The following is a 22,499-nucleotide window of genomic DNA, read 5'->3' as shown; positions in this document are numbered from 1 at the left end:
TTGAGATAAACGGGGTTCGATGCACCTGAGAGATTTAGCCGGTGTCCTGCCTGTCGAGGGAACATCTTCCCGCGATGTGGAGGTAACCGGGATTTCGTCGGATTCCCGCACGGTCAAGACCGGCGTGGTCTTTTTCGCGCTCGCCGGCAGCAAGGCGGATGGTTCGGCCTATGCCGCCGATGCGGCAAAGCGCGGCGCAGCGGCGGTTGTCGTGGGCAAGGCCAGCGCCGTTTCCGGCCTGTCCGTCCCGGTGCTCAGCGTCGACGACCCACGCCTGGCGCTGGCGCTGAGCGCGGCACGTTTCTTCGGCAGCCAGCCGGAGACCATGGTCGCGGTTACCGGCACCGCAGGCAAGACCTCGGTCGCCGCCTTCACCAGGCAGATCTGGGAGCAGGCCGGCTTTGCCGCCGCGTCCATCGGCACCACCGGCGTGGTGGCGCCGGGCCGCAACGATTACGGTTCGTTGACCACACCCGATCCAGTGGCTTTGCACCAGTTGCTCAAGGAATTGGCGGAGGCCGGCGTCACACACGCCTCGATGGAGGCTTCCAGCCATGGTCTCGACCAGCGCCGTCTCGATGGCGTCAAGCTCGCCGCGGGCGGTTTCACCAATCTCGGCCGCGACCATATGGACTATCATCCGACGGTCGAGGACTACCATCGCGCCAAATTGCGCCTGTTCGACACGCTGCTGCCGAAAGGCGCGCCGGCGGTCATCTTTGCCGACGATCCGTGGTCGGCGCCGACCATCCAGGCTGCGCAGGCCGCGGGGCTCAATGTGCTGACTGTCGGCCGCCATGGCGATTTCCTGCGCCTGAAGCGGGTCGAGCACGAGCGCCACCGCCAGCGCGCCGAGGTCGAAGCCGACGGCGTGCTCTACGAGATCGACCTGCCGCTCGCCGGCGACTTCCAGATCGCCAACGCCCTGGTTTCGGCCGGGCTGGCCATTTCCACTGGAACGCCGGTCGCCAAAGCTTTGATGGCATTAGAGAAACTTCAGGGGGCACCGGGACGGCTCGACCTTGTCGGCGCCACCGCCAATGGCGCGCCCGTCTATGTCGACTATGCCCACAAGCCGGATGCGCTGGAAAATGTGCTGGCCGCCGTGCGCCCGTTCACCACCGGCCGCGTCATCGTCGTGTTCGGCTGCGGCGGCGACCGCGACCGGGGCAAGCGGCCGATCATGGGCGAGATCGCCACGCGGCTCGCCGATGTCGTCATCGTCACCGACGACAATCCGCGCTCGGAAGTGCCGGAAACGATTCGTGCCGCGATCCTGGCAGCCGCACCCGGCGCCATTGAAATCGGCGACCGCCGCAAGGCGATCCACGAAGCGGTCGCCATGCTCAAAGCGGGCGATACGCTGATCGTTGCCGGCAAGGGCCATGAAGAGGGCCAGACCATCGGCGCCGAGACGTTTCCGTTCTCCGACCACGAAGAAGTCCGCTCGGCGCTGCGGGAGCGGGCCGCATGAGCGTGCTCTGGACTTCCGAGGCGCTGGTCGACGCCATGGGCGGTCGGCCGCTTGGGCCGATGCCGGAGGGAATTTCGGGGATCTCGATCGACAGCCGCAGCCTGCAGCCGGGCGACGCCTTCTTCGCCATCAAGGGCGAGGCGATGGACGGCCATGACTTCGCGACCGCGGCGATCAAGGCCGGCGCCGGCGTTCTGGTCGTCGCCGAAGGTAAATTGCCGTCGCTTGGGCGGCTGACGGCGCCGATGATCGTCGTGCAGGATGTGCTGGCAGCACTGGAGAAACTCGGTGTTGCCGCCCGCGCCCGTTCCAACGCAAAAATCATCGCGGTGACCGGATCGGCCGGCAAGACCACCACCAAGGAGGCGCTGCGTCATGTGCTGTCGGCCGTCGGCACGGTGCATGCTTCGGCGCAGTCCTTCAACAATCATTGGGGCGTGCCGCTGACGCTGGCGCGCATGCCGGATGATTGCAACTATGCTGTGTTCGAGATCGGCATGAACCATCCCGGCGAGATCCGGCCGTTGGTCAAGATGGTCCGGCCGCATGTCGCCATCGTCACGATGATTGCCGCGGCGCATCTCGGCTTCTTCAGAAATCTCGACGAGATCGCCAAGGCCAAGGCCGAGATTTTCGAAGGCATCGAGCCCGGCGGTGCGGCCTTGCTCAACCGCGACGATGCGCGCTGGAAGCTGCTCGACAAGATGGCGCGGGCCGCCGGCGTCGAACATGTCTTTGGCTTCGGTGAGAACGCCCGCTCGACCTACAAGCTCACCAAATGCGAGCTGCATGCTGATCATTCCGACATTGCCGCCAGGATCGGCGGGCAGGATGTCGTTGCCCGGATCGGCGCGCCCGGCCGCCACATGGTACAGAATGTGCTCGCCGTTCTTGGCGCGGCGTATCTCGTTGAAGCTGACATCGCAAAGGTGGCAGAAGCGCTGGCCGATCTCTCTGCGGAGCGTGGCCGCGGCAAGCGCCATGTGCTGCGCCATCCCAAGGGACCGATCACACTGATCGACGAGAGCTACAACGCCAATCCGGCCTCGATGGCTGCTGCCATGGCGCTGCTCAATGCGACGCCTGTCACGGGCGAGGGCCGGCGCATCGCCGTGCTCGGCGACATGCTCGAACTCGGCGACCATTCGGCCAAGCTGCATGCAGCCCTGGCCGAACTGATCGTCGGGACCGGCACGCACACGGTCTTTCTCGGCGGCCCGGAAATGCGGGCGCTGGCAGACATCCTGCCCGACGAGATCAAAACGGAATACCGCGCCGGCGCCGAGGAATTGAAGCCGCTGCTGCTGTCGACGCTGGAGGCCGGCGACGTGGTGATGATCAAATCGTCGAAAGGCATCGGCTTTTCAAAGCTGGTCGAGGCCTTGCTCGGCAAATATCCGGCGGAAGCCGCAGGCACGAAACAGAACTAGTCCGGGGAACGGAATCGTATGTTTACATTGCTCGTCGATTTTGCGGACAAGGTCTCGGTCTTCAATGTCTTCCGCTACATTACCTTCCGCACCGGCGGTGCGCTGATCACCTCGGCGTTGATCGTCTTCATCTTCGGGCCGACCATCATCAATTCGCTGAGGCTGCGGCAAGGCAAGGGCCAGCCGATCCGTGCCGATGGCCCGCAGACGCATTTCAAGAAGGCCGGCACGCCGACCATGGGCGGGCTGATGATCCTGTGCGGCATCGTCGGCTCGTCGCTTCTATGGGCGAACCTCTCCTCGATCTATGTCTGGGTGGTGCTCTTGGTGACGCTGGGCTTCGGTTCGATCGGCTTTTACGACGACTATCTCAAGGTAACCAAGCAGTCGCATCTCGGCTTTTCCGGCAAGGCGCGGCTGGCGTTGGAATTCGTCATCGCCGGCATCGCCGCCTGGGCGATCATGCATAATGGCCAGGCGCCGTTCTCGTCGTCGCTGACCTTCCCCTTCGCCAAGGAATTCATCATCAATCTCGGCTGGTTCTTCGTGCCGTTCTCCTGCTTCGTCATCGTCGGCGCCGGCAATGCGGTGAATTTGACCGATGGCCTCGACGGGCTGGCGATCGTGCCGATCATGATTGCGGCGGCATCCTTCGGCGTCATCGCCTACCTCTCCGGCAATGCGGTGTTCGCCGAATACCTGCAGATCCATTTCGTGCCCGGCACCGGCGAGCTGGCCGTCGTGCTCGGCGCCGTCATCGGCGCCGGCCTCGGCTTCCTCTGGTTCAACGCGCCACCGGCGGCGATCTTCATGGGCGACACCGGTTCGCTGGCCATGGGCGGCCTGATCGGCACGGTCGCGGTCGCTACCAAGCACGAGATCGTGCTGGTCATCGTCGGCGGATTGTTTGTCGTGGAAATCCTGTCGGTCATCATCCAGGTCGGCTACTTCAAGATGACCGGCAAGCGCGTGTTCCTGATGGCGCCGATCCATCATCATTTCGAAAAGCTCGGCTGGACCGAAAGCCAGGTGGTGATCCGCTTCTGGATCATCGCCGTCATCCTGGCGCTGGTCGGCCTGTCGACCCTCAAGCTGAGATAGGAACCCGCTTGATTCCCGCCGCATCCTTTTCGGGCAAACGCGTTTCGCTCTTCGGGCTCGGTGGCTCGGGGATCGCCACGGCGCGCGCGCTGATCGAGGGCGGCGCCGACGTGTTGGCGTGGGACGACAATCCCGATAGCGTCGCCAAGGCCGCTGACCAAGGCATTGCGACCGCCGATCTGCGCGGCGCCGACTGGTCGAAATTCTCGGCCTTCGTGCTCTCGCCCGGCGTGCCGCTGACGCATCCCAAGCCGCACTGGACGGTGGAGTTGGCGCGTGGTTCCGGCGTCGAGGTGATCGGCGATATCGAATTGTTCTGCCGCGAGCGGATTGCGCGCGCGCCTGATGCGCCGTTCATCGCTATCACCGGCACCAACGGCAAGTCGACGACCACGGCGCTGACCGCGCATATCCTCAAATCGGCAGGGCGCGACACGCAGATGGGCGGCAATATCGGCCGGGCCATCATGACGCTCGATCCACCGCAGGCTGACCGGGACTATGTCGTCGAGTGTTCGTCCTACCAGATCGATCTCGCGCCCTCGATCAACCCGACGGCCGGCATCCTGCTCAACCTGACGCCCGACCATCTCGACCGCCACGGCACCATGCAGCATTACGCTTCGATCAAGGAGCGGCTGGTTGCCGGCAGCGAGACGGCGATCGTCGGCGTTGACGATTCCTGGTGCGCGCAAATCGCCGACCGGCTGGAGAGGGCGGGCCGGGAGGTGATCCGCATCTCCAAGCGGCTGCCGCTGACCGACGGTTATTTCGCAGACGGTTCCGATCTGATGGAAGCCGTCCATGGCCGCTACAGCCGCGTCGCCTTCCTCGAAGGCATCGGTTCGTTGCGCGGCCAGCACAATGCGCAGAACGCGCTTGCCGCTGTTGCCGCCTGCCTCAGGGTCGGCTTGAGCCTGGGCGAGATCCAGGCGGGACTGGAGAGCTTTCCAGGCCTCGCGCATCGCATGGAGCAGGTCGGACGCAAGGACCACGTGCTGTTCGTCAACGATTCCAAGGCGACCAATGCCGATGCGGCGGCACCCGCGCTGTCGAGTTTTTCGCGCATTTACTGGATCGCCGGCGGACTGCCCAAGGAAGGCGGCATCGAGCCGCTGCGCGGTTTTTTCCCACGCATCGCCAAGGCCTATCTGATCGGCGAGGCGGCGCCCGCGTTCTCGGCGACGCTCGGCGAAGCCGTGCCCTATGAAATCTCGGGCACCCTGGCCGCCGCGGTCGACCATGCCGCGAAAGACGCGGCCAAGGATGACAGCGGCGAGGCGGTGGTGCTGCTGTCGCCGGCCTGCGCCAGTTTCGACCAGTTCAAGAATTTCGAAGTTCGCGGCGAAGCCTTCAGGCAAGCTGCGAATGCTATCGAGGGTGTCAAACCCATCGGAGGGGCACGATAATGCAAAGCCGTCTCGACAAAAGCCCGGTTGCAACCTGGTGGTGGACGATCGATCGCTGGTTCCTGGCGGCGTTCCTGTCGCTGATGGGGCTTGGCATCGTCTTGTCCTTTGCGGCAAGCCCGGCGGTGGCCGAACGCATCGGCCTCGATAGTTTCCACTTTGCCACCAGGCAGATCATCTTCACCGTGCCGGCGCTCGGCGTGATGCTGGCAGTGTCCTTCCTGGAATCGCGGCAGATCCGGCGCATGGCGCTGATCATCCTGGGCATCATGCTGGTGCTGATGGTGGCCGTGCTCTATATCGGCGTCGAGGTGAAAGGCGCTCGGCGCTGGGTGTCGTTTGTCGGCATGTCGATCCAGCCGTCGGAATTCCTGAAACCCGCCTTCGTCATCGTCTGCGCCTGGCTGTTCGCCGAACACAAGCGCCAGCCCGACATCCCGGGCAATTTGTTTGCCATGCTGCTGCTGATCCTGGTCATCTCGCTTCTGGTGGCGCAGCCCGATCTCGGCCAGACCATGCTGGTGACCGGCACCTGGGGCGTCATGTTCTTCATGGCCGGCCTGCCATGGCTATGGATCATCGCGCTTGGCGCCACCGGCGCCGGCGGCCTATTTGCCGCCTATACGGTGTTCCCGCACGTCGCCGCCCGCATCGACAAATTCCTGACCGGCGAAGGCGACACGTTCCAGGTCGACATGGGCCGCGAGGCGCTGATCAACGGCCACTGGTTCGGCGTCGGCCCGGGCGAGGGCACGGTCAAGCGCGTCATCCCCGACGCGCATGCCGACTTCGTCTTTTCGGTCGCCGGCGAAGAGTTCGGGCTGATCATGTGCTTCTTCATCATGTCGATCTTCGCCTTCATCGTGCTGCGCGGCCTCAGCACGGCGCTGAAGGAACATGATGATTTCACCCGCTACGCCGTCGGCGGTCTCGTCACCGTGTTCGGCCTGCAGTCGGTCATCAACATGTGCGTCAACCTGCAGCTGATGCCGGCCAAGGGCATGACGCTGCCTTTCATCTCCTATGGCGGCTCCTCGCAGATCGCCATTGCCATCTCGATGGGCATGGTGCTGGCGCTGACCCGCAAGCGACCGGAAAAGCGCAAGCAGATGGGCTTTGCCCTGTCGCAGCGCGCCCTGCCGGCGGAGTGATATGGCGCGGGGTGTGATCCTTCTCGCGGCTGGCGGAACCGGTGGACATCTGTTTCCGGCCGAGGCGCTGGCGCATGAGCTGATCGAGCGCGGCTGGGGCGTGCATCTGGCGACCGACGACCGCGCCGAGCGCTTTGCCGGCCATTTCCCGGCCGCCGCCATCCATCCGATCCAGTCGGCGACGATGGGCTCGAAAAACCCTGTCGCGCTGCTTGGCGCGTTCTGGAAGATCTGGCGCGGCGTGCGCCAGGCCTCCGCCGTCATCGCCAGGATCAAGCCTGATGCGGTCGTCGGCTTTGGCGGTTATCCGACCTTGCCGCCGCTCTATGCCGCGACGCGGCGCAAGCTGCCGACGCTGATCCATGAGCAGAACGCAGTGATGGGCCGCGCCAACCGGGCGCTGTCCGGGCGCGTCGATGCCATTGCCGGCGGCTTCCTGCCGCAAGATGAAAGCGCCACAGGCGCCAAGACTGTGACGACCGGCAATCCGGTCAGGCCGCCAATCCTGGAGGCGGCAAAGACGCCCTATAAGGCGTCCCAAGGGGCGGATCCGTTCAGGCTCCTGGTGTTCGGCGGCAGCCAGGGCGCGCAGTTCTTTTCCGATGCCATGCCGGCGGCGATCGCACTTCTGCCGGAGGCGCAGCGCAAGCGGCTGGTGATCACCCAGCAGGCCCGCGCCGACGACGTGGCGCGGGTGAAGGCTGGCTATGCGGCACTCGGCGTCCATGTCGAGGTCTCGCCCTTCTTCACCGATATGGCACAGCGCATGGGCGCGGCGCATCTGGTGATCTCGCGCTCCGGCGCCTCGACGGTTTCGGAGATCGCCGTCATCGGCCGGCCGGCGCTGCTGGTGCCTTATCCCTATGCGCTGGATCACGATCAGGCGGCGAACGCAGCCGCCCTTGCCGCGGCGGGCGGCGGCGAGGTGCATCCGCAATCGTCACTGTCGCCGGAGCGCATCGCGGCTCTCATTGGCGGGCTGATGGACACTCCCGAGCGGCTGACGGCCATGGCTGCCGGAGCGAAGTCGGCTGGCCGGCCGAACGCGGCACGGTTGCTCGCTGATCTCACAGAGGCTATTGCGTCCAGAAAAACCGTTTCGGATTTCAGGAAAGGGACGCATTGATGAAGATGCCGCAGACCATCGGCCTTGTGCATTTCATCGGCATTGGCGGCATCGGCATGAGCGGCATCGCCGAGGTTCTGCACAATCTCGGCTACAAGGTGCAGGGTTCGGACCAGGCCGACAGCGCCAATGTCCAGCGGCTGCGCGACAAGGGCATCGAATGCTTTGTCGGCCACAAGGCCGAGAATATCGGCGCGGCCGAAGTGGTGGTCGTCTCCACCGCGATCAAGAAATCCAATCCCGAGCTGAAGGCCGCGCGGGAGAAGTTGCTCCCAATTGTCCGCCGGGCCGAGATGCTGGCCGAACTGATGCGCTTCCGCCAGGCGGTCGCGATCGGTGGCACGCATGGCAAGACCACAACCACGTCGATGGTGGCGACGCTGCTCGATGCCGGCGGGCTCGACCCGACGGTGATCAATGGCGGCATCATCAATGCCTATGGCACCAATGCCCGTATGGGCGATGGCGAGTGGATGGTGGTCGAAGCCGACGAAAGCGACGGCACCTTCCTCAAGCTGCCGGCCGAGATCGCCGTCGTCACCAACATCGATCCCGAGCATCTGGACCATTATGGCAGTTTCGACAAGGTGCGCGAGGCCTTCCGGCAATTCGTCGAGAACGTGCCGTTCTACGGTTTTGGCGTGATGTGCACCGACCATCCGGAAGTACAGGCGCTGGTCAGCCGCATCGAGGACCGCCGCGTCATCACCTATGGCGAGAACGCGCAGGCCGATGTGCGTTTCACCAACCACCGCATGGCCGGTGCCGTCTCGGCATTCGACGTGGTGATCCGCGACCGCAAGACCGGCGACCAGACGACGATATCGGATCTGCGGCTGCCGATGCCCGGCCGCCACAACGTCTCCAACGCCACCGCCGCAATTGCGGTCGCGCATGAACTCGGCCTGTCGGCCGAAGCGATTAAGAAAGGGCTGTCGTCCTTTGCCGGCGTCAAGCGGCGCTTCACCCACACCGGCTCGTGGAACGGCGTCGACATCTTCGACGATTACGGCCACCACCCGGTCGAGATCACGGCGGTGTTGAAAGCGGCGCGCAGCGCCACCAAGGGCCGCGTCATCGCCATTGCGCAGCCGCACCGCTTCACCCGGCTGCACGATCTGTTCGACGAATTTTCGGTCTGTTTCAACGATGCCGACACGGTGATGGTGGCGCCGGTCTATGCGGCGGGCGAGGAGCCGATCGACGGCGTGACCTCGGAGGCGCTGGTGTCGCGCATCCGCTCCGGGGGCCATCGCGATGCGCGCTACGTCGAAACCCCTGCCGCGATTTCGCCCGTCATCCGCGCGTTGGCGAAACCGGGCGACTTCGTCATCTTCCTGGGCGCCGGCAACATCACCCAATGGGCCTATGCGCTGCCTGGGGAACTCGGCGGTACCGTCTCATGATGCGCGGCCAGGACCTGCTCGACAAACTTGGCGACCGGCTTGCCGGCCTGCGCGGCCGCATCACGCCCAATGCCGAGATGGACAAGATCACCTGGTTCCGCGCCGGCGGTCTGGCGGACGCCCTGTTCCAGCCGGCCGACGAGGAGGATCTGGCTGCCTTCCTGCGCGCCGTGCCGGAGGACATCCCGCTCACCATCGTCGGTGTCGGCTCCAACCTCCTGGTGCGCGACGGCGGCATTCCAGGTTTCGTCATCCGGCTTTCGGCCAAGGGCTTTGGCGAGGCCGAGGTGGTTTCGCCGACCGTCATCAAGGCCGGTGCTGCGACGCCCGACAAGCGCGTCGCGGCCGTCGCTTATGAGGCCGGTATTAGCGGCTTTCATTTCTATCACGGCATTCCCGGCGCCATCGGCGGGGCGCTGAGGATGAATGCCGGCGCCAATGGCGTCGAGACGCGGGAACGTGTCGTCGAGGTTCGGGCGCTCGACCGCAAGGGCAATCTCCACACCCTCAGCAATGAAGACATGGGCTATGCCTATCGTCACTCGGCCGCACCTGCCGGGCTGATCTTCACCTCCGCCGTTTTCGAAGGTGTTCTGGAAGACCAGGAGGCGATCAAGGCGGCTATGGACGCCGTCCAGACGCATCGCGAGACGGTGCAGCCGATCCGCGAGAAGACCGGCGGCTCGACCTTCAAGAATCCGGAAGGCACCTCGGCCTGGAAGGAAATCGACAAGGCCGGCTGCCGCGGGCTGATGATCGGCGGCGCGCAGATGTCGCCGATGCACTGCAACTTCATGATCAACACCGGAACAGCGACCGGATACGACCTCGAATATCTCGGCGAGACGGTGCGCGCCCGCGTGCTTGAAAATTCAGGCATCCGCCTGCAGTGGGAAATCAAGCGGCTCGGCAATTTCCGCCCCGGCCATGCCGTGCAGGAATTCCTCGGACAGCTTCTTTAGCGCAAGCTGAAGTTCATGTGATGCTTGAACTTCAAACGGTCTGAAACAACAGCGCCACCGTTGCTCCAAAGACTCACAACACGCTTTTTCCGGCCGTTTTCGCGGAAAGTGAATCTGTCGGAATCATAAGCACTTGCCAGCGAATCAACTCTCTGATTCTCTGCCTTAAAGCGTTTCCTGATTTGAGTCGTTCGACGCGTCGACCGCGTTTTCCGTCTGGGGGGGCAACCTGCCGGGAGACTCGGACTCAATCTGGTCGCTGAATGCGTGGTTGCGGGCCCGCCGTGAGAGGGATGACGGGATATGAAGAACAAGCATGTGGCTGTCCTCCTGGGCGGATTCTCGTCCGAGCGGCCCGTGTCTCTGTCTTCGGGAAAGGCGTGTGCGGATGCGCTTGAGAATGAAGGCTACCAGGTTACCCGCGTCGATGTTGCGCGCGATGTCGGCGCCGTGCTCACCGAACTCAAGCCCGATGTCGTCTTCAACGCACTGCACGGCCCGTTCGGTGAAGACGGCACCATCCAGGGCATCCTCGAATATCTGGCCATTCCCTACACCCATTCGGGCGTGCTCGCCTCGGCGCTCGCCATGAACAAGGAGCAAGCCAAGAAGGTCGCCAAGGCTGCCGGCATCGCGGTGGCGGAATCGAAGGTTGCCAGCCGCTTTGCCATCCAGAACAAGCATCCGATGAAGCCGCCCTACGTGGTCAAGCCGGTCAATGAAGGCTCAAGCTTCGGCGTCGTCATCGTGCATGAAGGGCAGTCGCATCCGCCGCAGGTCATCGGCTCGTCCGAATGGAAATATGGCGAGACCGTCATGGTCGAGCGCTACATCCATGGGCGCGAGCTGACCTGCGCCGTCATGGGCGACGTGGCGCTCGGCGTCTGCGAGATCATTCCGACCGGCCATTCCTTCTACGACTATGATTCAAAATACGTCGCCGGCGGATCAAAACACGAAATCCCTGCTAAAATTTCATCAAATATTTACCAAAAAATACAGACACTGGCGCTCAAGGCACATCTGGCTATCGGCTGCCGGGGCGTTTCCCGATCGGACTTCCGCTATGACGACCGTCACTCCGAAAACGGCGAGATTGTCTGGCTCGAGATCAACACTCAGCCGGGCATGACGCCGACGTCTTTGGTGCCTGAAATCGCCGCCCAGGCCGGGCACTCGTTTGGCGAATTGTTGAGTTGGATGGTGGAGGACGCTTCGTGTCTGCGTTGAAATGGGGACATGACAAGGGCAGGGGCGGCGCCGGGCCGGCGCTGTTCGGCATGCCGTTGTCGTTCGACCATTTCGTGCTGCCGCGCGTGCTGCGCCGGCCGGTGCGCGTGCTGGCGCGCCTGGGCGGCGGCGACTTCGTCGCGCCGCGCTTTTCCGCGGCCATCCTGTCGGCTTCGCTCATTGCATCAAGCAGCCTCTATGGCGCCATTCTCGGCGGTCATGCCGACGACATCGTCCAGAGCATCACCGCCCGGACCGGCTTTGCCGTCGACCAGATCAAGGTGGTCGGCAACCGCCAGACTTCGGAGATCGACATACTGGACCGGCTCGAGCTCGACGGCTGGACGTCACTGATCGGCTTCGATGCCGAGGCCGCGCGTGAACGTATTGATACCTTGCCCTGGGTCGAAGTGGCGGCGGTGCGCAAGGTCTATCCACATACGCTGGAAGTGCGTGTCGAGGAGCGCGAGCCCTTCGCGCTCTGGCAGCAGGGCGCGGAGCTTTCGGTCGTCGAACGCTCCGGCGCGGTGATCGCGCCGTTCTCCGGCGGCAAGCAGGCGCTGCTGCCGCTGATCATCGGCACCGGCGCGCCGGCCAAGGCCCCCGACTTCGTGGCCAAGATCAACAAATTTCCCGAGCTCGCGGCTCGGGTCAAAGGCTATATCCGCATCGGCGAACGGCGCTGGGACCTTAAGCTGGAAAACGGCATCACGATCAAGCTGCCCGAGGATGGCGAGGATCAGGCGATCGCCGATCTGGTTCGGATGGACCACGACAACGGGCTTCTGACGCGGGACATCGCCGCCGTCGACATGCGCATCTCCGATCGCCTGGTGGTGCAGCTGACGCCGGAAGCGGCGACGCAGCGCCAGGCCGCGCTCAATGAAAAGCCGCAAAATCTGAAGCGCAAGTCGGGGACGAAGATATGAGCTGGCTTGGCGGCAACAGCGATGCCTCTTCGCGGCGTTCCGGCACGCTCACCGTGCTGGATGTCGGCTCAAGCAAGGTTTGCTGCGTGGTGGCGAAACTGAAGCCGCGCGAGGACGGCAAGCTGTTGCGCGGCCGCTCGCACCGCATCCAGGTGATCGGCATCGGCCACCAGAAATCGCAAGGCGTGAAGTCGGGCGTGGTCGTCGATCTCGACCGCGCGGAGCACGCCATTCGCCTGTCCGTCGACGCAGCCGAACGCATGGCGGGACTGACCGTGGATTCGCTGATCGTCAACATGACGGCCGGCCGGCTGAAGAGCGAAACCTATTCGGCCACCATCAATCTCGGTGGCCATCAGGCCGACGAAGCCGACATCAAGCGCGTGCTTGCCGCCGGCGCCAAGCAGGCGCTCAAGGCCGAACGCGACGTGATCCATTCGCTGCCCGTCGGCTTTTCGCTGGACGCCGAGCGCGGCGTGCGCGATCCGCGCGGCATGGTCGGCGACCAACTCGGCGTCGATATGCATGTGCTGACGGGCGATGCCGCGCCGCTGCGCAATCTGGAGCTCTGCATCAACCGCTCGCATCTTTCGGTCGAGCGCATGGTGGCGACGCCCTATGCCAGCGGGCTTGCGGCCCTGGTCGACGACGAACTGGAAATGGGTGCGGCCTGCATCGACATGGGCGGCGGCACGACGACCATCTCGGTGTTTTCGGAAGGCAAATTCGTCCACGCCGATGCCATTGCCATCGGCGGCAATCATGTGACGCTCGATATGGCCAAGGGCCTGTCGACCTCGCTCGACGCCGCGGAGCGGCTGAAGGTGATGCATGGTTCGGCGCTGCCTGGCAGTGCCGACGATCGCGACCTGGTCTCGATCCAGCCGATCGGCGAAGACGGCGAGATGCCGCTGCAGATCCCGCGCTCGGTGATGACGCGCGTCATCCGCGCCCGCATCGACGAGACGCTGGAACTGTTGCGCGACCGGCTGAACAAGTCGGGCTACGGCAATGCCGTGGGAAAACGCGTCGTGCTGACCGGCGGCGCCAGCCAGCTTGCGGGTCTCCCCGAGGCGGCGCGCCGCATTCTGGGACGCAATGTGCGCATCGGACGCCCGCTCGGCGTGGCGGGCCTGCCGGAAGCTGCCAAGGGGCCGGCTTTCTCGACGGCGGTCGGGCTGCTGATCTATCCGCAGATGGCGAGCTTCGAGAGCCATCCGGCGAAAGGAATTTCCGGTCTCAGGATGACCGGGACGGGCGGAAAACTGCATCGCATGAGTCAGTGGTTGAGAGACAGTTTCTAATTGACGGGGACAGCCCCATAGGCGGCCGCGGCGGCGAAGCGGCGGGAAAGGCAAAGGACGGAGACAATGACGATCAATCTGCAAAAGCCGGACATCACCGAGCTCAAGCCGCGGATCACCGTATTCGGTGTCGGCGGCGGCGGCGGCAATGCCGTCAACAACATGATCACCGCGGGCTTGCGCGGTGTCGAGTTCGTCGTGGCCAACACCGATGCACAGGCGCTGACCATGTCGAAGGCCGAGCGGCTGATCCAGCTCGGCGCGCATGTCACCGAGGGGCTCGGCGCCGGCTCGCAGCCTGAAGTGGGCCGTGCGGCGGCGGAAGAGTGCATCGATGAGATCATCGATCATCTCTCCAACACCCATATGTGCTTCGTCACCGCCGGTATGGGTGGCGGCACCGGAACCGGTGCGGCTCCCGTGGTTGCCCGCGCGGCGCGCGAACGGGGTATCCTCACCGTCGGCGTCGTCACCAAGCCGTTCCATTTCGAAGGCCAGCGCCGCATGAAGACGGCGGATCTCGGCATCGAGGAGCTGCAGAAATGTGTCGATACCCTGATCGTCATCCCCAACCAGAACCTGTTCCGGCTGGCCAATGACAAGACCACCTTTGCCGACGCCTTCGCCATGGCCGACCAGGTGCTCTACTCCGGTGTTGCCTGCATCACCGACCTGATGGTCAAGGAAGGCCTGATCAATCTCGACTTCGCCGACGTGCGTTCGGTGATGCGCGAAATGGGCAAGGCGATGATGGGCACCGGCGAAGCTTCGGGCGAGGGCCGCGCGATGGCCGCCGCCGAGGCGGCGATCGCCAATCCGTTGCTCGACGAGACCTCGATGAGGGGCGCCAAGGGCCTGCTGATCTCGATCACCGGCGGCCGCGACCTGACCCTGTTCGAAGTCGACGAGGCCGCGACCCGCATCCGCGAGGAAGTCGACCAGGACGCCAACATCATCCTCGGCGCCACCTTCGACGAGGAACTCGAAGGCGTCATCCGCGTCTCGGTGGTCGCCACCGGCATCGACAAATCGGCAGCTGAAATCGCCGCGGCGCCGATCTCGATCCGGGCCGTGCCGCCGCAGCAGAAGCCGGTCAGCCGCCCAGCGGCTCCGGGGGCGGAAGGCCGTCCGGCACCGGTCCAGCAGCAGACCTATGAGCAGCGCGCGGCCGATCCGGTGGCCGAGGCGATCCAGCTTGCCGAGGCCAATGCGGCGGCAATGGCTCGTCCGGCGCCGATGGCCCAGGCGGAAGATTTCCGCCCGCAGAGCAAGATCTTCCAGGCCCCGCCTGCCCAGCCGCAGCCTGTCGTGCAGCAGGTGATGCAACCGGCGCCGATGCGGGAAATGCCGCAGCCGGTGGCTGCCGCACCGCAGCGCATGCCGCGGGTGGAGGATTTTCCGCCGGTGGTGCGGGCCGAGGTGGAAGCCAAGGGCCGTCCGGCCGACCATGAAAACAGCGGGCCGATGGGGCTGCTCAAGCGGCTGACCAACGGGCTGACGCGCCGCGAAGAAGAGCCGGCCCGGTTGCAGCCGGCACAGCCGCGCGAACCGAAACTGCGCCAGGCGGCGCCGGAAATGCGCCGCCTTGCCAGCCAGGATCCGCAGCTTTACGCGCCGCGCCGCGGCCAGCTCGACGATCAGGGCCGGTTGACGCCGCAGACCAGGTCGACCCAGGAAGACGACCAGCTGGAGATACCAGCTTTCCTGCGCCGCCAGGCCAACTGAGCCGTTAACGGTATGTAACACTTGTTAACAGGCAGACGAGAGATTGTCTGCCTGTTAACGTTTAAAGTGGTTTAATAACAAGGCGTTACGATGTGACGCTCAAGGTCTGTCGCGGTTACACAGAGTAAGAAACCGTGATTTGGAGTCTCCCTGACAGACCATTATCTTTGCCGCAGCACTTTCGGTGTGCTGGGATTCGGGGAAGTGGCCCTGCCTGCCGATAAAAAAGAGCCGCGCCTTTTGGGTTAAAGCGGACTTAGGCGTTTGGGCTATGGGGTTTGTCTTGCAAGACTATCAGACGACACTGAAATCGCGTGCAACGCTGACCGGTACCGGCGTTCACAGCGGCAAACCGGTCACCGTCAATTTCCTCCCTGCGGACGCCGACACCGGCGTGCTCTTCCACCTTTCGAACGGAAGCGAGAGCCGCGAGTTCCGCGCGCTGGTTGCTGAAGTCGGCGCGACCGATCTCTGCACCATGCTCGGCGATCCGGCAGGCGAGCATATCGCCACCGTCGAACATCTGATGGCGACGCTTTTCGGGCTCGGCATCGACAACATCGTCATCGAGATCGACGGTCATGAGGTTCCGATCCTCGATGGCAGTGCGGTGGCGTTCGTGGAAGCCATCGACCAAGCCGGCATCGAGACGCTGGCGGTCAAGCGCCGCTACATCAGGGTGGTCAAGCCCGTCCGCATCGAGAATGGCGCGTCCTGGGCCGAGTTCAGGCCCTATAGCGGCACGCGCTTCGAGGTCGAGATCGATTTCGAAAGCCCGGCGATCGGCCGCCAGCTATTCGCCTCCGACATCAACCCCGACATCTTTCGCCAGGATATCGCGCGCGCCCGCACCTTCGGCTTCATGAAGGATGTCGAGCGGCTGTGGGCGGCCGGCTATGCGCTGGGCTCCTCGCTGGAGAACTCGCTGGTGATCGGCGACGACAACCGGGTGATCAACATGGGTGGCCTGCGCTATCCCAATGAGTTCGCTCGCCACAAGACGATGGACGCCATGGGCGACCTGGCGCTGGCCGGCGCCCGTTTCATCGGTTGTTTCCGCTCCTATCGCGGCGGTCACCGGATGAATGCGGCTGCTTTGCGGCGACTTCTGTCCGACCGTTCGGCCTTCGAGGTCGTCGAGACCACGCGCCGCGAGCGCGGCCGCACCGCCGAGATGAGCGCCGTCACCGGCCCTGTCTTTGCACCTTGGGTGATCTGATTCTTAACGTATTTCTGGCTTTCTGAACGCTGGCCGGTGTTGCACGGATGCATCACCGGCGGTGAAAGTGCATAGCTTTCCGGGCAACACCAAGCCGCCACAAAAATGTGCGATTGGCTAGACATAGCGTTGCTGGGCAAGGCAGTTATGGTTTATGGCTGCTGCCGTCTGTTAGGCGCATGTCGCTCAAAAGTGGGGATCAGTTTTGAGGGAACGCCATGCGAAAGGCATTGAACTAACGCCGAAAGGGCGCAATCCAATCATGTTCTTCAAGCGAGTTGGTCAATCGAAAGCGCCGTATCGGGCTGTTTTCCTGGCGCTTTCGGTGGTTGTGCCATCGCTCTTCCTCTCGGCCTGCATGTCGTCCGAGAAAGACGTCGACCTGTCGACCTATGTCGACCAGACCGAACCGGCCGACGTCCTTTACAATCAAGGCCTTGCCAATCTCAATGCCGGCCGCCTGGATGAGGCGAGCAAGAAGTTCGACGCCGTCGACCGCCAGCACCCCTATTCGGAATTCGCCCGCAAATCGATGGTGATGGGCGCCTTCGCCGACTATCGCGCCGGCCGTTATGACGAAGCGATCGGCTCGGCCAAGCGCTATCTCACGCTCTATCCGTCGACCGACGACGCGGCTTACGCCCAGTATATTATCGGGCTGAGCTACTACAAGCAGATCAAGGACGTCACCCAGGATCAGAAGGAAGCACGCCAGACCGTGCAGACGATGCAGGATCTGGTGACGCGCTGGCCGACGTCGGAATATGTCGACGACGCCAAGGAAAAGATCCGTTTCGCCAACGACCAGCTGGCCGGCAAAGAGATGCAGATCGGCCGCTATTATCTCGAGCGGCGCGAATACATTGCTGCCGTCAAGCGCTTCCGCAACGTTGTCGAGAACTATTCCAACACCCGCCATGTCGAAGAGGCGCTGGCGCGTCTGGCCGAAAGCTATTACGCCATGGGCTTGACCTCGGAAGCGCAAACCGCCGCTGCTGTGCTCGGCACCAATTATCCCGACAGCCAATGGTACAAGGATACCTACAAGCTGTTGCAGAGCAACGGGCTTGAGCCGCGCGAGAATGCCGGATCGTGGATATCCAAGGCCGGCAAGCTGATCACCGGCGCCTGACGCCCGAGCATCGACTGAGGCGGAACGCGCTTTTCGGATTGATCCGACGCTCAAACAAAAAGATAGTGCGGCGCTGCGACTCCATCGGTCGCATGCCGCTTCACAGCGGTTCAGTGGTTTGATTGAGGCGCTGAACCGTCCTAACTTTTTGTTCTACGCAATTCCGGACGGAAAGCCGCTACGCACTTTTCCCGGAATTGCTTGAGGTCCGGGTTCTGATGCTTTCCAGACTGTCGATCCGCGATATCGTCCTGATCGAGAAGCTGGATATCGACTTCCAGCCCGGCCTTTCCGTGCTGACCGGTGAAACCGGCGCCGGCAAATCCATCCTTCTCGACGCGCTGTCGCTGGCGCTTGGCGCGCGCGGCGACGCCTCGCTGGTGCGCCACGGCGCGGCACAGGGCCAGGTCATTGCCGTCTTCGATGTGCCGCGCAACCACCCGGTGCGCGCGCTGCTGGCCGAAAACGCCATCGAGGATGACGGCGACATCATCCTGCGCCGGCTGCAGACCGCGGATGGCCGCACCCGTGTCTTCGTCAACGACCAGCCGTCCAGCGTCACCCTGATGCGCGACATCGGCCACGCGCTGGTCGAGATCCACGGCCAGCATGACGAGCGGGCTCTGGTCGATCCCGGCGCCCATCGCGAATTGCTGGACAGTTTTGGCGGCCATCTGGGCGCTGCCCGCGCGACCGGCGAGGCGTGGCGCTACTGGCGTGGCGCCGAGCAGGAGTTCGTCAGGCACCGCGCCAAGGTCGAGGCAGCGGCGCGCGAGGCCGATTATCTCAGGGCCTCGGTGGCGGAACTGGCAAAGCTCGATCCGCAGCCCGGCGAAGAGACGCAACTGGCCGAATTGCGCGCCACGATGATGCGGGCCGAAAAGATCGCCTCGGAAATACACGATGCGCAGGATGTGCTGTCAGGCCCGTCCTCGCCACTGCCGCAACTGGCCAGTTTGCTCCGGCGCCTGCAGCGCAAGGCCAGCGAAGCGCCGGGCCTGCTCGAGGATGTGGTGAAGTCGCTGGATGAGGCGATGCTGTCGCTGGATGCAGCGCAATCGGGCGTCGAGGCGGCACTGCGCGCTACCGAATACGACCCGCAGCGGCTGGAGAAGGCGGAGGAGCGGCTGTTTTCGCTGCGTGCGGCCTCACGTAAGCACAGTGTGGCCGTCGACGATCTGGCGCAACTGCGCGACACCATGTCCGCCGATCTCGCCGATCTTGATGCCGGCGAGGGGCGCCTGCATCTCTTGGAAAAGCAGGCCTCAGCGGCGCGCGAAGCCTACGATATTTCCGCAGCCCAGCTGTCCTCGCTTCGCCATGCGGCCGCGGTCGGCCTGACCAAGGCTGTGATGGCCGAATTGCCGGCGCTGAAACTGGAACGGGCTGAGTTCATCGTCGAACTGGCCAGCGATGGCGAGAACCGCATGGAAGAAGGCATCGACCAGGTCGAGTTCTGGGTGCGCACCAATCCCGGCACCAGGCCTGGGCCGATGATGAAGGTCGCTTCCGGCGGCGAGCTGTCGCGCTTCCTGCTGGCGCTCAAGGTGGCGCTGGCCGACCGTGGCTCGGCGCCGACATTGGTCTTCGACGAGATCGACACCGGCGTCGGCGGCGCCGTGGCCGATGCGATCGGCCAAAGGCTGGCCAGGCTGTCGAAGCGCGTGCAGGTGCTGTCGGTCACGCATGCTCCGCAAGTGGCGGCACGCGCGGCAACGCATTTCCTGATCTCCAAATCCGGCGGCTCGGACAAGGTCGCCACCGGCATTGCCGAGATGGACCGGGCGGCGCGCCAGGAAGAGATCGCGCGCATGCTGGCCGGCGCCACCATCACCGAAGAGGCGCGCGCAGCCGCCGAACGGCTGCTACGCGAGAATATTGCTGCAGCGTAGTCGTCGCAAGGCTTTCGGACTGAGTCAGGATATGGCTCCATCCCGCTGTTCAGGAATGCTTTTTCCGAAATCCTGATTTATGGTGCCTCGCCACTGTCCAGGGACCGCTGCATGTCTGAAAAACCAGTCGAATCGTTGAGCGAAAGCGAAGCCGCGGATGAGCTCCAGCGGCTGGCCGAGGAGATCGCCGGTCATGACCGGCGCTATCATGCCGAGGACGCGCCGACGATTACGGACGCAGAATATGACGCGCTGCGGCGGCGCAATCTTGCCATCGAGGAGCGCTTTCCCGGTCTGGTGCGCGAGGATTCGCCCTCGCTGCGGGTCGGCGCCGCGCCGGCGGAAGGCTTTGCCAAGGTGCGCCATGCGGTGCCGATGCTCAGCCTCGCCAAGGCCTACACAGACGAGGACGTCACCGATTTCATCGAGCGTGGCCGGCGCTTCTTCGACCGCGACAAGGACCTCGACATCGCGTTTACGGCCGAGCCGAAGATCGACGGCCTGTCGGCGTCGCTGCGCTATGAACGCGGTGTGTTCGTGCAGGGTGCTACGCGCGGCGACGGCGCTGTCGGCGAAGACATCACCGCCAATCTCAGGACCATCGCCGACATCCCAGCCAAGCTCAAAGGATCGGGCTGGCCCGAGACCATCGAGATCCGCGGCGAAGTCTACATGACCTATGCGGAATTCGAGGCACTGAAGGCCCGCTCGGCGGCGGTGGGCGGCCAGGACTATGTCAATCCGCGCAATACGGCAGCGGGCTCCTTGCGACAGAAGGATGCGTCCGTCACCGCCAGCCGCAATCTTAAATTTTTTGCTTATGCCTGGGGCTACACGACAGCGGATCCTGCACCGACCCAATATGATTCGGTGCAGAAATTCGCCGAATGGGGGTTCAAGGTCAGCCCGCTGATGGTGCGGGCGAAGTCGGTCGAGGAGCTGATCGCGCACTACCACAAGATCGAGGAGCTGCGTTCGTCGCTCGGCTACGACATCGACGGTGTCGTCTACAAGGTCGACCAGCTGGAATTGCAGCGTCGCTGGGGCTTTGTCACCGGCGAGCCGCGCTGGGCGGTTGCGCATAAATTCCCGGCCGAACAGGCGATGACGACGGTGCAGAAGATCGACATCCAGGTCGGCCGTACCGGCACGCTGGCGCCGGTGGCGCGGCTGGCGCCGGTCACGGTTGGCGGCGTGGTGGTCGAAAACGTCACGCTGCACAATGAGGACTACATCAAGGGCTTCGACAGCAACGGCCTGCCGATTCGCGACGGCATCGATGTCCGCATCGGTGACACGGTTGTCATACAACGGGCGGGCGATGTCATTCCGCAGATCGTCAGCGTCGTCGTCGACAAGCGGCCGGCTGATGCGGTGCCTTACGAATTCCCGCACATTTGTCCGGTCTGCGGCTCGCCGGCGACGCGCGAAATCAACGAGAAGACCGGCAAGGAGGATTCGCGCCGGCGCTGCACCGGCGAGCTGATCTGCGCCGCCCAGGCTGTGGAGCGGCTGCGTCATTTCGTGTCGCGCGGCGCGCTCGACATCGAGGGGCTGGGCGCCGAGAATATCGACCTGTTCTTCAATTCGGGACTGGTCAAGACCGCCGCTGATATCTTCACCCTCAGGGATCGCCGCCCGGCCGTCACCAGGGCGCTGGCCGAGCGGCGCGAGGAGCAGGCCAGGCTGCGCGAGGCGGCATCGGGCAAGGCGCGCAAGAATGTGCGCGGTGTCGAGGACCGCAATTATGAAGGCCTCGACAAGCTGTTCGCGGCCATCGATTCGCGCCGCGAGCCGGAGCTCGACCGCTTCATCTTCGCACTCGGCATCCGCCATATCGGCGAAACGACGGCGGCCGTGCTTGCCCGGACGTTTTCGACCATCGAGGAGCTGATCCGCGTCGGCAAGGAAACGGCGGCGGCTGAGGATCCGCACAGCGTCTTCCCCTCCATCAACGGCATTGGCGATACAGTGATCGATGCGTTGCGCGATTTCTTCGGCAATGAACGCAATGACGACGTGCTCGACAGACTGCTCGAACAGGTCAAGCCGAAGCCGTATGTCGTCACCGTGTCGACCGACAGCGAGGTTGCCGGCAAGACCATCGTCTTCACCGGCACGCTGGAAAAGATGACACGCTCCGAAGCCAAGGCGATGGCCGAACGGCTCGGCGCCAAGGTGGCGGGTTCGGTGTCGGCGAAGACCGATCTGCTGGTGGCCGGGCCGGGTGCCGGCTCCAAACTGAAGCAGGCCAGTGAACTCGGCGTCGAAGTCATCGACGAGGACACCTGGCTGCAACGGGTCGGCAAGGCGTGATGGCCGGTTCGTTCAAAGGGTTCGGGCAAAAAGCCATCCCGTTCCTCAAGGCGCTCGACTTCCACCAGAGCCGCGAATGGTTCCAGGAAAACCGCGCGCTTTACGACAGCGAGTTGCATGAGCCGTTCTGCGATCTGGTCGAGACGCTGACGGAGCGCTTCGCGGCGGCGGGTCTGGGCTTGCGCGGAGACCGCAAGAAGTCACTGTTTCGCATCAACCGCGACGTGCGCTTCGCCAAGGACAAGCGGCCCTACAACCAGCATTTGTCGGCCATGCTGTCGCCGGATGGCACCAAGATGGAGCAGGGCGTGTTCTTCGTCTATGTCGGGATCGACCGCTGCTTTGCCGACGTTGCCTGGTGGAACCCGGAGCCGCCCCTGCTGCTGGCGATGCGCAAGGCGATTATCGCCCGGCCAGCCGAGTTCCGAAAACTGCTTTCAACGCTGAAGAAAAACGGCTTCGAACTCGAAACCGAGGGTCGGTTGAAGCGCACGCCGCGCGGATTCGAGCAGGTCAACGAACCCGATCTTGTCGACGCCATCCGCAACCGGCACTTCTATGTCCAGCACATGATCGATCCGGCCGGCATCCACGCGCCAGCGCTGGTCGACGAGCTTGTCGATTTCACATTGCGCGCTAAGCCGTTGCTCGACTGGGGCAGGGCGATCCAGGGCACGGCACCGCGGAGCTAAA

At 64.0% G+C, this 22,499-nt stretch carries 17 protein-coding genes; all 17 read left to right on the top strand.

Annotation, left to right across the window (positions count from 1 at the left end; all coding sequences use genetic code 11):
• Positions 1-19 precede the first annotated feature (19 nt).
• On the top strand, positions 20-1,474 hold the full coding sequence (locus tag NKI15_RS23805; protein ID WP_023746916.1) for a UDP-N-acetylmuramoyl-L-alanyl-D-glutamate--2,6-diaminopimelate ligase: 1,455 nt from the start codon (positions 20-22) through the stop codon (positions 1,472-1,474).
• On the top strand, positions 1,471-2,904 hold the full coding sequence (locus NKI15_RS23800) for a UDP-N-acetylmuramoylalanyl-D-glutamyl-2,6-diaminopimelate--D-alanyl-D-alanine ligase (protein WP_023746915.1): 1,434 nt from the start codon (positions 1,471-1,473) through the stop codon (positions 2,902-2,904). The genes NKI15_RS23805 and NKI15_RS23800 overlap by 4 nt, the downstream gene beginning before the upstream one ends.
• A gap of 18 nt (positions 2,905-2,922) precedes the next feature.
• Positions 2,923-4,005: a phospho-N-acetylmuramoyl-pentapeptide-transferase gene (gene mraY / locus NKI15_RS23795; RefSeq protein ID WP_023668273.1), complete on the top strand. Its 1,083-nt coding sequence runs from the start codon at positions 2,923-2,925 to the stop codon at positions 4,003-4,005.
• Between the two features lie 8 nt (positions 4,006-4,013).
• Positions 4,014-5,414: a UDP-N-acetylmuramoyl-L-alanine--D-glutamate ligase gene (murD, locus tag NKI15_RS23790; protein ID WP_023733073.1), complete on the top strand. Its 1,401-nt coding sequence runs from the start codon at positions 4,014-4,016 to the stop codon at positions 5,412-5,414.
• Entirely contained in the window at positions 5,414-6,565 is a 1,152-nt protein-coding gene (ftsW, locus tag NKI15_RS23785) for a putative lipid II flippase FtsW (protein WP_023668275.1), read from the top strand. The genes murD and ftsW overlap by 1 nt, the downstream gene beginning before the upstream one ends.
• A gap of 1 nt (position 6,566) precedes the next feature.
• The gene (murG, locus tag NKI15_RS23780; RefSeq protein ID WP_023733072.1) at positions 6,567-7,691 is read left to right on the top strand and encodes an undecaprenyldiphospho-muramoylpentapeptide beta-N-acetylglucosaminyltransferase; all 1,125 of its coding nucleotides are present in this window, start codon (positions 6,567-6,569) and stop codon (positions 7,689-7,691) included.
• Complete coding sequence (gene murC, locus NKI15_RS23775; protein WP_352515160.1) at positions 7,691-9,097, top strand: UDP-N-acetylmuramate--L-alanine ligase; 1,407 nt, start codon at positions 7,691-7,693, stop codon at positions 9,095-9,097. The genes murG and murC overlap by 1 nt, the downstream gene beginning before the upstream one ends.
• Positions 9,094-10,059 (top strand): UDP-N-acetylmuramate dehydrogenase, encoded by a 966-nt coding sequence (gene murB, locus NKI15_RS23770; protein ID WP_352515159.1) that lies wholly within the window; start codon positions 9,094-9,096, stop codon positions 10,057-10,059. The genes murC and murB overlap by 4 nt, the downstream gene beginning before the upstream one ends.
• 303 nt (positions 10,060-10,362) lie before the next feature.
• Complete coding sequence (locus tag NKI15_RS23765; protein ID WP_023668279.1) at positions 10,363-11,289, top strand: D-alanine--D-alanine ligase; 927 nt, start codon at positions 10,363-10,365, stop codon at positions 11,287-11,289.
• A complete protein-coding gene (locus NKI15_RS23760) occupies positions 11,277-12,218 on the top strand; it encodes a cell division protein FtsQ/DivIB (RefSeq protein ID WP_352515157.1) in 942 nt (313 codons plus the stop codon). Before NKI15_RS23765 ends, NKI15_RS23760 begins: the two co-directional genes overlap by 13 nt.
• On the top strand, positions 12,215-13,522 hold the full coding sequence (gene ftsA / locus NKI15_RS23755; RefSeq protein WP_023688034.1) for a cell division protein FtsA: 1,308 nt from the start codon (positions 12,215-12,217) through the stop codon (positions 13,520-13,522). Before NKI15_RS23760 ends, ftsA begins: the two co-directional genes overlap by 4 nt.
• A gap of 66 nt (positions 13,523-13,588) precedes the next feature.
• Positions 13,589-15,247 (top strand): cell division protein FtsZ, encoded by a 1,659-nt coding sequence (gene ftsZ / locus NKI15_RS23750; protein WP_023705548.1) that lies wholly within the window; start codon positions 13,589-13,591, stop codon positions 15,245-15,247.
• Between the two features lie 271 nt (positions 15,248-15,518).
• Positions 15,519-16,466, top strand: a complete 948-nt coding sequence (lpxC, locus tag NKI15_RS23745; protein ID WP_023668283.1) for a UDP-3-O-acyl-N-acetylglucosamine deacetylase — start codon at positions 15,519-15,521, stop codon at positions 16,464-16,466.
• 262 nt (positions 16,467-16,728) lie between these two features.
• Positions 16,729-17,598 (top strand): outer membrane protein assembly factor BamD, encoded by an 870-nt coding sequence (locus NKI15_RS23740; protein ID WP_023668284.1) that lies wholly within the window; start codon positions 16,729-16,731, stop codon positions 17,596-17,598.
• Between the two features lie 218 nt (positions 17,599-17,816).
• Positions 17,817-19,490 (top strand): DNA repair protein RecN, encoded by a 1,674-nt coding sequence (recN, locus tag NKI15_RS23735; protein ID WP_023682132.1) that lies wholly within the window; start codon positions 17,817-17,819, stop codon positions 19,488-19,490.
• Between the two features lie 111 nt (positions 19,491-19,601).
• A complete protein-coding gene (ligA, locus tag NKI15_RS23730) occupies positions 19,602-21,806 on the top strand; it encodes an NAD-dependent DNA ligase LigA (protein ID WP_023707725.1) in 2,205 nt (734 codons plus the stop codon).
• Entirely contained in the window at positions 21,806-22,498 is a 693-nt protein-coding gene (locus NKI15_RS23725; RefSeq protein ID WP_023753052.1) for a DUF2461 domain-containing protein, read from the top strand. Before ligA ends, NKI15_RS23725 begins: the two co-directional genes overlap by 1 nt.
• Position 22,499 lies beyond the last annotated feature (1 nt).

This window comes from Mesorhizobium sp. M0862 (assembly GCF_040319795.1).
GTDB lineage: Bacteria > Pseudomonadota > Alphaproteobacteria > Rhizobiales > Rhizobiaceae > Mesorhizobium.
The sequence above is the reverse complement of the archived record's forward strand: the minus strand, read 5'-3'. Positions and strand labels throughout refer to the sequence as shown.